Genomic DNA, 13,282 nt, shown 5'->3' on the forward strand with positions numbered 1-13,282 from the left:
GGGGACCGGCGCGGTACTCGCGCCGGTCCCCCGGCCGGTTCGTCCTCGCGGGGCCGACGGCCGAACCCCGCAACCCCGGGCGGCCCGAACCCCGCAGCCCCGGCGGGTGGCCAGTCCCCTGCCGCCGTCGCGCAACCCGGGACGCCGGCGCCGCTCAGGAGACGGGCTCCCCGGTCAGGAGACCCGCTCCACGTACTCGCCGGTGCGGGTGTCCACCCGGATCACGTCGCCGGTGTCGACGAAGAGCGGCACCTGCACCACGGCGCCGGTCTCGAGCTTCGCGGGCTTGGACCCGCCCTGCGCGGTGTCGCCGCGGACGCCGGGTTCGGTCTCCACGACCTTCAGGTCCACCGCCGTCGGCAGCTCGATGCCCAGGGTCTTGTCGCCCGTCTTCAGGACCTTGACGACCATGCCCTCCTTGAGGAACCGGACGGCGTCCCCGAGCTGCTCGCTCGCCAGCCCCACCTGGTCGTAGGTCTCGGTGTCCATGAAGAAGTACTGGCCGTCGGCCTCGTAGAGGTACTGCATGTCCCGCTTCTCGATGTGGGCCAGGGGGAAGCGCTCGTCGGGGCTGAAGGTGCGGTTGACCGTCGCCCCCGTCTCCAGGTTCTTGATCTTGGCGCGCACGAAGGCCTGGCCGCGTCCGGGCTTGACGTGCTGGAACTCCAGCACCTGGTGAACCTGTCCGTCGATGACCACGGCCATGCCGTTCTTGAAGTCACCCGCCTGGATCACGACCCTCGCCTCCCTTCCCGGCGGGCCCGTCAGGCCCCGCCGATCTCCAGCAGCTCCTTGCTGACCCGGGTCAGGACCTCGGCGCCGTCGTCGGTCACCACCACCAGGTCCTCGATGCGGACCCCGCCCCAGCCGGGGATGTAGATGCCGGGCTCCACCGTCACCACCATCCCCGGCTCCAGCCGCTCCTCCTCGGCCAGGGCCGAGAGGCGCGGCCCCTCGTGGACCTCCAGGCCGACGCCGTGGCCGGTGGCGTGCCCGAAGCGGTCGCCGTAGCCGGCCTCCTCGATCACCTGGCGCGCCGCCCGGTCGACCTCGGCGCCGGTGACGCCCGGCCGGATCGCCGCCAGGGCGCGTCGCTGGGCCTCCAGCACCACCGCGTAGACCTCCCGGTGGCGGGGCGTGGCGCGCCCCACCACCACGGTGCGCGTGCAGTCGGAGCAGTAGCCGTCGACCACCGCCCCGTAGTCCAGGGTGACGAACTGCCCGGCCTCGATGGGATGGGGCCCCGGCTGGCCGTGGGGCAGGGCGGAGCGGGGGCCGGAGACCACGATCAGGTCGAAGGCCGCCGCCGCGGCGCCGCGCCGGCGCATGGCGAACTCCAGCCGGAGCGCCACCTCGCGTTCCGTCAACCCCGGCCGCAGCCCCGCCAGCACCTCCAGCAGCGCCTCGTCGGCGATCCGCGCCGCCTCGCGGATGGCCGCCCGTTCGGCCGCGTCCTTGATGCGGCGCAGCTGTTCGACCCAACCGCCGATCCCCACCAGCTCGACGGACTCCGGCAGCGCCGCTCGCATCCGCTGCCACTCCCCGTACCGCACGTGCTCGGCCTCGAAGCCCAGCCGGCGGACCCCCAGCTCCTCGAGGCGCCGCGCCAGGTGGGGGTAGAGCTGGGGCTCGTGCCGCACCACGGCGAAGCCCGGGGCCTCCTGGGCCGCCTGCTCGAGGTAGCGGAAGTCCGTCCACAGCTCCGCCACCTGCGAGGTGATCAGCAGCCACCCCGAGCTGCCGGAGAAGCCGCTCAGGTAGCGCCGGTTCGCGGGGGCCGCGACCCACAGGGCGTCGAGCCCCTCGGCGGCCATGCGCTGACGCAGGCGCTCGAGGCGCCGGGCCGTCGGGGCGGCCCGCTCCACGGTGACCGTCAAGGCCATCGCCGCTCCTCTCTTCGTCGCTTCGTCGCTTCGCGCCGGTCTCGGCCGGGCCGGGCCGCCCCGGGCGCCCGTCGGCGTCCGGGGCGGCCCGGCGGCGGCCGTCCTCCGCGCGGCGGGTCGCCCGCGCCCTCGCCGCGGTGCCGCTAGGCGCGCAGCACGACCCGCACCGGCCGGTCGCCCAGCCGCCGACGACCGTCGAGGGCCGCGATCTCGATCAGGTAGGCGAAGCCCGCGACGCGGCCGCCCAGCTGTTCCACCAGCGCCGCCGCGGCGGCGCTGGTGCCGCCCGTGGCCAGCACGTCGTCCACGATCAGCACCCGATCGCCGGGCGCGATGGCGTCCCGGTGCACTTCGATGGCCGCCTGTCCGTACTCCAGCTCGTACGCCTGCCGGACCACCGTCAAGGGGAGCTTGCCCGGCTTGCGCGCCGGGACGAAGCCCTTGCCCAGCTGCACCGCCAGCGGCGCCCCGAGGAGGAAGCCCCGGGCCTCGATGGCCAGGATGCGGTCGAACTCCAGCCCGGCGACGGCCGCGGCCAAGGCGTCCACCGCCTGCCGGAAGGCGGGCCCGTGGCCGAGCAGCGGCGTGATGTCGAGGAAGGTCACGCCCGGCACGGGATGGTCCGGGACCCGGCGCACCCAACGCCGCAGCGCCTCGCCGGCCCCCTGGGCCGCACCACGCCCCGCCAGGGCGCCGTCGGCCGCGCAGCCCGCGACCGCTCCGCCCTCCGCGGGCGCCGGCCCCGCCGGCTCCATCGTCTCCGCCGCCACGATCCCTCAATCCTCCCCCTCCGGGCGCCACCGCAGCACCGGCCGCCGGGCGGCCAGCGCCTCGTCCAGGCGGCCGACCGGGGTGGTGTGGGGTGCCTGGCGGACCACCTCGGGCTCCTCCTCGGCCTCGCGGGCGATGCGCCGCATCACCGCCACGAACCGGTCCAGGGTCTCCTTGCTCTCCGTCTCCGTCGGCTCGATCATCAGCGCCTCCTCGACGATCAGCGGGAAGTAGATGGTCGGCGGGTGGATGCCGAAGTCCAGGAGCCGCTTGGCCACGTCCAGGGCGCGGATGCCGGTGCGCTCCCGCAGGTTGGACGCCGAGAGGACGAACTCGTGCATGCAGGTGCGATCGTAGGGCAGCCGGTAGAGACCGGCCAGCTGGCGCATCACGTAGTTGGCGTTCAGCACCGCGTCCTCGCTGACCCGGCGCAGCCCCTCGGCGCCCAGCGCCCGGATGTACGCATAGGCGCGGACGAGGACGGCGAAGTTGCCGTAGAAGGAGCGCATCCGCCCGATGGCCTGGGGCCGGTCGTGATCCAGGTAGAACCGGCCCGTGGCCGGATCCCGCTCTACCAGCGGCGCCGGGAGGAAGGGCACCAGCTCCTCCTTGACGCCCACGGGCCCCGAGCCCGGGCCGCCGCCGCCGTGGGGCGTGGAGAAGGTCTTGTGCAGGTTGAAGTGGACCACGTCGAAGCCCATGTCCCCCGGCCGCGAGATGCCCAGGATGGCGTTGGCGTTGGCGCCGTCGTAGTACAGCAGCCCCCCCGCCGCGTGGACCATCTCCGCGATGCGGTGGATGTTCTCGTCGAAGAGCCCCAGGGTGTTGGGATTGGTCAGCATCAGGGCGGCGACGTCGTCGTCGAGGACGGCCTCCAGGGCCCGGAGGTCGACGCCGCCCCGGGCGTCCGACGGCACCTCCACCACCTGGTAGCCGGCCATCGCCGCCGTGGCCGGGTTCGTCCCGTGGGCCGAGTCGGGCACGATCACCTTGTGCCGGTGCCCTTGCCCGCGGGCACGGTGGTAGGCGCGGATCAGGAGGATGCCCGTCAGCTCGCCGTGGGCGCCGGCCGCCGGCTGCAGCGTCGCCCGTGCCATGCCGCCGATCTCGCAGAGGGCGCGCTCCAGCTCGTACATCAGGCGCAGCGCCCCCTGGGCCAGTTCGTCGGGCACGTACGGGTGCAGGTCGGCGAAGCCCGGCAGGGCCGCCACCCGCTCGGCGACCTTGGGGTTGTACTTCATCGTGCACGAGCCCAGCGGGTAGAAGCCCGTGTCCACCGCGTGGTTCATCTGGCTGAGCCGCGTGTAGTGACGGACCAGGTCCACCTCCGCCACCTCGGGCAGGCGGGGCGGATCCCGACGCAGCAGCTCCGCCGGCACCCGCTCCTCCACCGGACGAACCGGCACGTCCGGCGCGGGCCAGCGCATGCCGCCCCGACCGGGCCGGCTGTAGGCGAAGATCAGGGGCTCGGGCTCCGTGCCCACCGGCGCCGGCTCGTCCCGCCCCGCGCCGCCGGAGGGTCCGGCGGCGTCCGCGGCCCGGGCGGTCGTCACGGCGGTCGCACCCGCCTGGGCCGCCGCCGGCCGCGACACCCCACCCCCCTCGGCGGGCTCGCCCTGCCCACCGCCTGGCACCGCCCGGTCGGCGCCCTGCGCCGACGGAACGGGCGGCTTGGCCTGCGGACCCGCCGGGACGCCCTCGGCCCCTTGCGCCCCCGGCGGCACCGCGCCCCCAGCGCCCGGAGCCGGCCCCTCCGCCGGCTGACCCGTGGTGGGTCCCGTGCTCATGCCCTCACCCCCCACGCCGCCACCAGGCCGTCCATCTCGGCGCGCGTCCGGCGCTCCGTCACCGCCACCAGCAGCTGGCCGCGGCGCCCGGGCTCCCAGCGGCCCAGGTCCGGCCCCACCAGGTAGCCGGCGTCCAGCGCGGCGGCCGCGGGATCGAAGCCCGGCCGCTGACAGGCGACGACGAACTCCTTGAAGAAGGGCGCGCGGAAGACCCGGCGGAAGCCGGGCAGGGCCTCGATCCGCTCCGCCAGGTAGTGGGCCTTGTGCAGGCAGAGCTCGGCGAGCTGGCGCAGTCCCCGGGGGCCCAGGGCCGCCAGGTGGATGGTGGCCGCCAGGGCCATCAGGCTGTGGTTCGTACAGATGTTCGACGTGGCGCGGTCGCGCCGGATGTGCTGCTCCCGGGTCTGCAGCGTCAGCACGTAGCCCTCCCGCCCGCGGCGATCCACGGTCCGACCGACGATGCGCCCGGGCAGCCGGCGGACGTACTCGGCCCGGCAGGCGAAGAAGCCGAAGTGCGGCCCTCCGTACGCCATGGGCAACCCGAGGGACTGGCCGTCGCCGACCACGATGTCGGCGCCGTACCGGCCCGGCGCCTCCAGCAATCCGAGGCTGACGGGGTCGGCGCTGACCACCACCATCGCCCCCGCCCCCTTCGCCCGGCGGGCGATCTCCGGCGCCGGCTCCAGGCAGCCGTAGAAGTTGGGCTGCTGGATCAGCACGCAGGCGACGTCGCCCGCCGCCAGCACGCGATCCAGCGCCGCCAGGTCCGTGGTCCCCTGCTCCGGGTCCACCGGCACCACGGTGACGGGCAGAGCCTGGCCGGCGGCGTAGGTCTGGAGCACCTGCCGCGCCTCGGGATGGACGCCGCCCAGGACCACGATGCGCTCGCGGCGGGCGATGTTCACCGCCATGAAGGCGGCCTCCGCCAGGGCCGTCGCGCCGTCGTACATGGAGGCGTTGGCCACGTCGAGGCCGGTCAGCTCAGCGATCATCGTCTGGAACTCGAAGATCGCCCGCAGCGTCCCCTGGCTCACCTCCGGCTGGTAGGGGGTGTACGCCGTGGCGAACTCGCCGCGCCCCGCCAGGTAGGGCACGACCGAGGGGATGAAGTGGTCGTAGACGCCACCGCCGAGGAAACAGACCTTGGTGGTCCCCGGGTTCGCCGCCGCCAGCGCCTCCAGGTGCGCCACCAGCTCCGGCTCCGTCAGCGCCGGCGGAAGGTCCAGGGGCCGCCCGAGGCGCAGCTCGGGCGGGATGTCCCGAAAGAGCTCGTCCACCGACGCGATGCCGAGGGCGGCCAGCATCGCCTCCCGGTCCTCGTCGGTGTGAGGGATGTAGTCGATGGCCATGCTCACCCTTCCCTGCCTTCGTGGCCCGCGGGCGCGACACCGGACCGGCCCAGCCGGTTCTGCGCCGTCGCCGCGGGCATCCGGCCGGGGACGGGCCCGCTGCCGGCCGCCCCGGCCCGGTGCCGGCCCCGGGTGGCGGCCGGGGTCGGCCCGGCCGCCACCCGGGGCCGGATCAGCCGGTGCGCTGCCGATAGGCCGCCGCGTCCAGCAGGCCGGCCAGTTCGTCCCGATTCAGGATCTGGATCCGGACGAGCCAGCCCCGACCGTAGGGGTCCTGGTTGACCAGCTCGGGGTGGTCCGCCAGCTCGCCGTTGACCGCCAGCACCCGCGCCGAGACGGGCATGTACACGTCGGAGACGGTCTTCACCGACTCCACCACCCCGAAGGCCTCGCCCGCGCGGTACTCCGCCCCCACCTGGGGAAGCTCAACGAAGACCACGTCCCCCAGCTGGTCCTGGGCGTAGGCGGTGATCCCCACGACGCCCTGCTCGCCTTCCACCCGCAGCCACTCGTGCTCCTCCGTGTAGTACAGGCCGTCGGGCACCTCGTGGGCCACGTCCTCAACCTCCCCGCCGCCGGCGATAGAAGGGCGTCTCCACCACCTGGGCCGCGACCGCTCTCCCGCGGATCTCCACCGCCAGCCGCTGCCCGACCCGGGCCAGGGCGGGCGGCACGTAGGCGAGGGCCACGCTGGCCCCCAGCGTCGGGGCCACGGTGCCGCTGGTCACGCGCCCCACCGGCTCGCCGCGTTCGTCCAGGACCCGGTAGCCCGTGCGGGCCACGCCGGGTTCCACGAGCCGCAGGCCCACCAGCCGCTTGCGCAGGCCCTGCTGGCGCTGCCGCAGCAAGGCCTCGCGGCCCAGGAACGGTCCCTTGTCCCATTTGACGACAAACTCCAGCCCCGCCTCAAGCGGCGTCGTGTCCAGGTCGAGCTCCTGCCCGTAGAGGGGGAGGCAGGCCTCGAGGCGCAGCGTGTCCCGGGCGCCCAGCCCCGCCGGGACCAGCCCCTCGGGCTCGCCGGCGGCCAGGATCCCGCGCCAGACGGTGACCGCGGCGTCCCAGCTGAGGAACAGCTCGAAGCCGTCCTCGCCGGTGTAGCCGGTGCGGGAGATCATGCCCTCCCAGCCGCCGACGAAGTGGAACGGACGCAGCGCATCGAGGTCGACGTCGTCGGTCACCCGCGCGAGGATGGCCTGCGCCCGCGGTCCCTGCAGGGCCAGCAGCGCCGTCTCCTGGGTGCGGTCGGTCACGGTGACCCCCGGCCCGCCCGCATGCTCGCGGACCCAGGCCAGGTCGCGCTCGGTGTTGGCCGCGTTGACCACCAGCATGTAGCGCTGCTCGCCCAGCTGGTAGACCAGCAGGTCGTCGACGATGCCGCCCTCCGGGGTGCACATCACCGTGTAGAGGGCGCGGCCGGGCACCAGCCGCTCCACGTCGTTGGTGACGAGGCGCTGCAGCGCGTCCCGGGCCCCGGGGCCGGCGACCTCGATCTCCCCCATGTGGCTGACGTCGAAGAGGCCGGCCGCCTGGCGGACCGCCCGGTGCTCCTCGACGATGCCGGCGTATTGCAACGGCATCTCCCAGCCGGCGAAGGGGACCATGCGGGCCCCCAGCGCCCGGTGCTCCTCGTAGAGCGGGGTGCGGCGCAAGCCTGCGGCGCTGCTCGGGTGGCTCAACGGCACGCCTCCTTCCGTCGGCGCGCGGCCGGCCGCAACCGGCGCCAGACCGGGCGGTCCGGGCCGGCCGCCATCGGATGCCGCGGCGCCGGAGCCCGACAGCCATTCGACAGCCGCGGCCGCCTTTCCCTGCCGCCGGCCGCCCTCAGCGGGGGTCGAGCCGCTGGGCCCGGGCCAGGGCCTTGAGGACGATGTCGCGGTCGCCCGGCGCGAAGGCCTCGGGAGGCACGGCGGTCGGATCCACCCAGCGGACCTCGGTCACCTCGCCGGGCTGCGGCGTGAAGACCGCATCCGGCGGCACCCGCACCAGGAAGTAGAACCGCAGGGAGTGGAACGGGCGGTCGAAGAAGGCGAAGAAGTTCTCCGTGAAGTGGAAGAGCTCGATCGGCTCCGGTTCCACCCCCGTCTCCTCGCGGAACTCGCGGCGCAGGGCCTCTTCCAAGGACTCCCACGGCTCCACCGCGCCGCCGGGGATGTCCAGGCGGCCGGTGAAGGCCGACCGTCCCAGCAGGACCCGGCCGCCGTCGACGGCGACCCCGTAGACCGCAGGCCGGAACCGCACCTGGCGGGCCGGATAGCGGCGACGCTGGCCGTGGAGGGTGAGGCACTCGATCTCCGCCGGCGGTACGGCTCCCGTCATGCCCGGCCCCCCTTTCCACCTCTGGGTGTACACTTATGGCAGGAGGCGAGGGAGATGGAGCGGCAACGGGAGAAGATGGTCGCCCTGATGCAGCTTTCGCGCCTGCTGCCGCAACATCCCGGGCTGTTCATGCTCCTGGGGTTCCTCGCCGCGCGCCTGCACCGCCTCCACTTCGTCGCGAACCCGGACCAGGCCGACCCCCAGGCCGCCCGCATCCTGCTGGCCACCCCCCATGCCCGCATCTGGACGGGGCGCTGGTTCCGGGCCTGGGTGGGCACGGCCGAGGTGCCCGATCCCGTGATCCTCATCTCCGTCCTCGCCGAGCGGGATACGGACATCTACCTGGCCCTCGACATCGGTCCGCGACCGGCCTGGCTCGAGGCCGTGTTGGCGCCGGCGGAGCCCCCTGCGCCCCCCGATCCCCGGGAGCGGCTGGAGGAGCTGCGGGCGCGGGTCGACCAGGCGCTGGACATCTACAACGAGTGTCGCCGGCAGCTGGAGCAAGGCGATCCCTCGCGCCGCGAGGAGCTGGAGTTCCTCCTCGACCTGGCCCGGCGCGAGGTGGAGGAGCTGGGCCGCGAGCTGCAGCGGCTCAAGCAGTCGCTGCCCGGCGACGAGGGGTGAGCCCGGGCTACGGGACGTGCCCGCGGACCGCGGGACGGGGACGGGCGGACCGGACCCGCAACGCCTCGTACAACCCGAGGATCCGCTTGAGGACCTGGTCGCTGTCGTACCCACGGGCCGCCTGCTGGGCGGCCCGTCCCATCTCCCGGCGCAGGGCGTCGTCCTCCACCAGCCGGCGGCAGGCGCGGGCCAGTTCGTCCGCCGAAGGGGCGACCACCAGGCCGGCCCGGCCGTCGGCCAGCACCTCCTCGGAGACCTCGCTGGCCACGGCCACCACCGGGAGGCCGGCCGCCATGGCCTCCACCACCACCAGGCCCTGGGTCTCGGTCACCGAGGGGAAGACGTAGAGGTCCGCGGCACGGTAGAAGGCGGCGATGCGATCGGGTGCGACGGCACCCGTCAGCCGGACGCGTCCGGACAGCCCCCAGTCGGCCACCGATCGCTGCAGCGTCTCCCGCAGGGGACCGTCGCCGACCAGGACCAGCCGCACCGAGGGCACGGCCGCGGCCAGGCGGCGGAAGGCCTCGAGGAGGAGGGGCAGGTTCTTCTCGCGGCTGAGGCGGCCGGTGTAGAGCAGCACGACGTCCTCCGGCCCCAGGCCCAGCTGGAGCCGGGTCCGGCGGCGCTCCGCCGGGTCGCCGGCGGCGAAGCGGTCCACCGGCACCCCGGTGGGCACCACCTCCACCGGCGAGCGGACGCCCAGCTCCTCGATCTTCCGGGCGATGGCCCGGGTCGGCGCGATCACCAGGTCGCAGGCGTCGCAGAAGCGGCGTACGTAGGCGTTGAGCGCCGGCACCAGCACGGCCCCGGCGCCCGGGGCATAGTGGCGCAGGTAGACGTCGTACCGGGTGTGGAACGTGAAGCAGAGCGGCAGGCCCAGGGAGCGAGCCGCCTGCAGGGCCATGCGCCCCATGACGAACGGCGTGTGGGTGTGCAGGACGTCCAGGTGCAGCCGTGCCACCGCCTCCCGGACCTGCGCCCGACGCGGGAGAGGGATCCGAAACGCCGGGTAGAGGGGTGCGGCCACGGACGGAAAGCGGACGACCCGCGCCTCCTCGGCGGGATCGGGATCGGCTCCCAGGCCCGTGGGGTAGCGGGGCCCGAAGACGTAGACCTCGTGCCCGGCCTGCTCCATGCCCCGGCGCAGCGTCTGGATCGACCGGACGACCCCGCTGATGTAGGGGGTGTAGCTGTCGCTGAACATCCCGATCCGCACCGGTGGACCGCCACCTCCCCTGCCGGCTCCGGGGCCGGGCTGCCGGCCCCGGGGCCGGGCCGCGATCCGGCCACCCCGACGGCCGCCGCCCCGCAGGTACGGCCGCGGTCTCGGCTGCTGCAGCCGGCCCTCTTGCGATCGGGGTCGCGAACGACGTCTGCCCCGCACCGCAGGTACGGCCGCTGCCTCGGCTGCAACGCGAGTCGTGGGCGCAGGCGATCGCCGAAGCCGCCCCGCGCCGCAGGTACGGCCGCTGCCTCGGCTGCAACCCCGCGACGGCTCCTGCCGTGCGGGCACCCCGCGAAGGGCCCCGCCTCGATTGCACCCGTCGAGCCGGCGGCGCCTCCACGGCAGCCCGGGACGGATTCGCCCCGGCTGCCCTCGCGGGGCGACCCTCGCCTCGACAGCAGCCCGGGAACGGCCCCGCTCCGGCCCAGGCCCCAGGAGGGCCCCGCTGTGCTTGCAGTCCCGAGACGTCTCGCGGCGCGACCCGAGCGCCGGGGAAGCGACCCCCGCCGGCTTCGGGCCACGGCCACGACCAGCATAGCACAGGTCCTGGGCCCGACGGCCGCAGGGAACCCGAGGCACCCCGCGCCGGAGGAACCGGCCGACGCCAGCGCGAGGGCTCGGTCCTGCCGTGGACGGATTCCGCACGACACGACGAGGGGAGCACCCTGGATGCCGGACCCGGGTGCTCCCCTCGCATCGATCCCCGCCGACGGCGTCCCGGCGGGCGCAGGTGGCGCGTTGCGGCCTGCCCCGCGCCCAGGGGGCGCGGCCGCCGCAACCTCGGCGGCCGCCGCGGCGATGCCACCCCACGGGGCGGCCTCGGGCGGCCGCACCGCGTGACGGTGGATCAGGCCGTGGCCTTCTCCACGCGCCGCCGGCGCGGCGTGATGGCGACCCTCTCCACGGAGAGGTAGCACTTGGCGCGGTTGTTCCACTCCATGACGTACCGGCCCTGGCCGAACCCCTTCTCCGCCAGCAAGGCCAGCAGTCGCTTGTTATGGGTGCGACCCGTCTTGGGATTGATGTACCACGCGTCGGGATCGTCGGGGCTGGCCTTCACCAGGGCCAGCTTGCGCCCCTGCACGCCGAACAGCACGTAGACTCCCGGCTTCTTCCCGTTCTCCGACATCAGCTCCTGCCGGAGCGCAGCGGATAGGCTCACGGCGTTGGGGAGGATGTTCACGGCCAGTGCACCGGACGAACGCGCTTCGCGAACCACTCGCTTGCGAATCCACTCGATCGCCACCGTCATCACGCTCCTCTCGGATATTCACCGTGTATATTATACGTCCATTTCATCGAGAACGGTCAAGTCCCGAACTGTCTGTAAAAGCGGTCTGGGTCATGCCACGGTGGCAGCGGGTGAAACCTCTTTCTGCGCCGCTCTTTGCCGTTGCCGCTCCTCGATGTAGCGCTCCAGCTGCTTTCGTTCGTGCTCGCTGAACTGCACCCGCCGCCAGCGCTCACTCGCCCGCCACAGCACGGCGAAGACTAGCTTCAGGCACTCCCGCTCGCTCCGAAACCGCGGGATCACCTTGGCGCGCCGCCGCTCCTCCTCGAAGCTGCGCTCCACCAGGTTGGTGGTCCGGACATGCTTGCGGTGGGCGGCGGGTAGCCGCAGGTGCGCCAGGCTCGCTTCCAGGTCCTCCTGCAGGCTCCGCATGGCCGAGGGATACTCCCGCCCGAACCGCTCCACCACCTCGGCCACCAGCCGCCGGCCCTGCTCGATATCCGGTGCGTCCCGGATCGCCTCCAGGTAGGGCTTGAGCACGGGCCGCGCCTCCTCCGGCACCTTGTCCAGCACGTTCCGCATCTTGTGCACCCAGCAGCGGATGCGCTCCGCCTCCGGCCACATGGCTTCCACCGCCTGGATCAGCCCCGGCGCCCCGTCCGTCGTCACCGTCAGCGGCGTCTTCAGCCCCCGGCGCACCAGATCCCGGAAGTGCTCCAGCCAGTCCTCGTAGCGCTCCTTGTTGCCCAGGCTCAGGTGCACCAGCACCTTGCTGCCGTCGCTCAAGATGGCCCAGGTGACCAGGATGCCCTCACGGCAGCCCGCCTGCCGGCGCAGCGACTCGTAGATGGCGTCGGCGAACAGGTACACCACGTCGAGGCCTGACAGGTCCCGCTGGGCAAAGGCCTCGAACTCCTCGTGGAGCGCCTCGGTGATCCGGCTCACGGTGGACCGGCTCAAAAGCGGCGCTTCGCTGCCCGCCAGCTCCGCCAGCGCATCCTCGATGTCCCGGGTAGAGAGGCCCCGGGCGTACATCTCCACCACCAGGCGCTCCAGCACGTCCGTCCGCCGCTTGAGGGCCCTCCACAGCGTGGGCTGGCACAGTCCCTCCATGCCCCGCACCTGGGGGACGTCGATCTCGAGCCGCCCCTCGGCGCAACGCAGCGTCCGCGGCTTGTAGCCGTTGCGGGCGCCTTCCTGGCCAGGCTCGCGCCGCTCGTAGCGTCCGCGCCCCAAAAGCTCCGTGACCTCTGCCTCCAGCAGCTCCTGGATGAGCTTGCGGGCGCCCAGGCGGACGAGGGCATGGGTCAGGTCCTCGACCTCAGTACCCTCCCGGGCCTGCGCGGCCAGCTGCCGGGCCAGCTCCGCCAACTGCTGGCTGGGTGGTATCCTGGACATAGGTCTGGGTCCTCCTCGGTGTGCCCCAGCTGGGGCGAGTTTTCCGACGCCACCGATGGTAGCCCAGACCGCTTCGCGTTTACAGACAGTTTAGGACGTCACCATCGAGAACAAGAGTCCCCTCGTATCTTTCTTGGCCATCGCGGATGCACTTCCCGCTGCCCATGGCTTGTCAACGCCTCCGGCTGGCTGTATGCACGCGCCGTTGCCTACGCCCTGCCACCGAAGTCGCATGGATGGCCCGGGGACGATCGCCATGCCCTCGCCGGGACGTCGACGGATCGCGGGAAGCTCCGGGACCAGGGCGATGCCCACGGATACCCATGAAGAATGGCCCCAATGGATGCTCGGATGGGTACAGCGCGGCGATCCGCGGGTCCTGGCCCGCGCACAACGCGGAGAAGACGCCGGAGCAGTCGGCGGGATGAAGCTGCGCCCCGACGTGACGTGCGACAGCCTGGGATGACCCACTGGACCCGCGGCAGCCGGCGGCGACCGCATGATGACGAAAATGGTAAAGGCCGATGCATCGTGAGGTGAATCTGCAAAGCCGACAGGGGTGATCAGGGAAACCCGTTGAATGAAGGGCACGTCCTTGCGATGGACGATCCTGTGTAGAACCATGTCGACGCCCATCATGCGAAGCATGCTTCCATCATTCATCCTAAGGGCATGTTTCCATCGTGCATCCTAACCAA

General features: G+C 73.3%; 12 protein-coding genes. 1 reads left to right on the forward strand and 11 read right to left on the reverse strand.

The features are described 5' to 3' along the window. Window positions 1–174: 174 nt before the first annotated feature. From efp to E1B22_RS09625, 8 genes are all read right to left on the reverse strand, one after another. Window positions 175–735: an elongation factor P gene (gene efp / locus E1B22_RS09585; RefSeq protein ID WP_135225478.1), complete on the reverse strand. Its 561-nt coding sequence runs from the start codon at window positions 733–735 to the stop codon at window positions 175–177. A 29-nt stretch (window positions 736–764) separates the two neighbouring features. After that, entirely contained in the window at window positions 765–1,883 is a 1,119-nt protein-coding gene (locus E1B22_RS09590) for a Xaa-Pro peptidase family protein (protein ID WP_135225479.1), read from the reverse strand. Between the two features lie 143 nt (window positions 1,884–2,026). Then, window positions 2,027–2,653 (reverse strand): adenine phosphoribosyltransferase, encoded by a 627-nt coding sequence (locus tag E1B22_RS09600; RefSeq protein ID WP_243123298.1) that lies wholly within the window; start codon window positions 2,651–2,653, stop codon window positions 2,027–2,029. A gap of 6 nt (window positions 2,654–2,659) precedes the next feature. Next, a complete protein-coding gene (gene gcvPB / locus E1B22_RS09605) occupies window positions 2,660–4,441 on the reverse strand; it encodes an aminomethyl-transferring glycine dehydrogenase subunit GcvPB (RefSeq protein ID WP_305791195.1) in 1,782 nt (593 codons plus the stop codon). Further along, a complete protein-coding gene (gene gcvPA, locus E1B22_RS09610) occupies window positions 4,438–5,790 on the reverse strand; it encodes an aminomethyl-transferring glycine dehydrogenase subunit GcvPA (protein WP_135225480.1) in 1,353 nt (450 codons plus the stop codon). Before gcvPA ends, gcvPB begins: the two co-directional genes overlap by 4 nt. 172 nt (window positions 5,791–5,962) lie before the next feature. Further along, window positions 5,963–6,346 carry a glycine cleavage system protein GcvH gene (gcvH, locus tag E1B22_RS09615; RefSeq protein WP_135225481.1) on the reverse strand — a complete coding sequence of 128 codons (384 nt, stop codon included), beginning with the start codon at window positions 6,344–6,346 and terminating at the stop codon, window positions 5,963–5,965. Between the two features lie 4 nt (window positions 6,347–6,350). Further along, entirely contained in the window at window positions 6,351–7,466 is a 1,116-nt protein-coding gene (gene gcvT / locus E1B22_RS09620) for a glycine cleavage system aminomethyltransferase GcvT (RefSeq protein ID WP_135225482.1), read from the reverse strand. Between the two features lie 145 nt (window positions 7,467–7,611). Continuing rightward, a complete protein-coding gene (locus tag E1B22_RS09625; RefSeq protein ID WP_135225483.1) occupies window positions 7,612–8,106 on the reverse strand; it encodes an NUDIX domain-containing protein in 495 nt (164 codons plus the stop codon). Window positions 8,107–8,160: 54 nt separating this feature from the next. Here E1B22_RS09625 and E1B22_RS09630 point away from each other — a divergent pair, with 54 nt between their 5' ends. Next, entirely contained in the window at window positions 8,161–8,730 is a 570-nt protein-coding gene (locus tag E1B22_RS09630) for a hypothetical protein (protein ID WP_135225484.1), read from the forward strand. 7 nt (window positions 8,731–8,737) lie between these two features. On the opposite strand, the gene E1B22_RS09635 is transcribed toward E1B22_RS09630, so the two are convergent. From E1B22_RS09635 to E1B22_RS09645, 3 genes are all read right to left on the reverse strand, one after another. Continuing rightward, window positions 8,738–9,946, reverse strand: a complete 1,209-nt coding sequence (locus tag E1B22_RS09635) for a glycosyltransferase family 4 protein (protein ID WP_135225485.1) — start codon at window positions 9,944–9,946, stop codon at window positions 8,738–8,740. A gap of 856 nt (window positions 9,947–10,802) precedes the next feature. After that, window positions 10,803–11,207 (reverse strand): hypothetical protein, encoded by a 405-nt coding sequence (locus E1B22_RS09640; protein WP_243123299.1) that lies wholly within the window; start codon window positions 11,205–11,207, stop codon window positions 10,803–10,805. A gap of 90 nt (window positions 11,208–11,297) precedes the next feature. Continuing rightward, window positions 11,298–12,584 (reverse strand): IS256 family transposase, encoded by a 1,287-nt coding sequence (locus tag E1B22_RS09645; protein WP_135224104.1) that lies wholly within the window; start codon window positions 12,582–12,584, stop codon window positions 11,298–11,300. Window positions 12,585–13,282: the final 698 nt, after the last annotated feature.

This window comes from Thermaerobacter sp. FW80 (assembly GCF_004634385.1).
In the GTDB taxonomy this organism is placed as follows: domain Bacteria; phylum Bacillota; class Sulfobacillia; order Thermaerobacterales; family Thermaerobacteraceae; genus Thermaerobacter; species Thermaerobacter composti.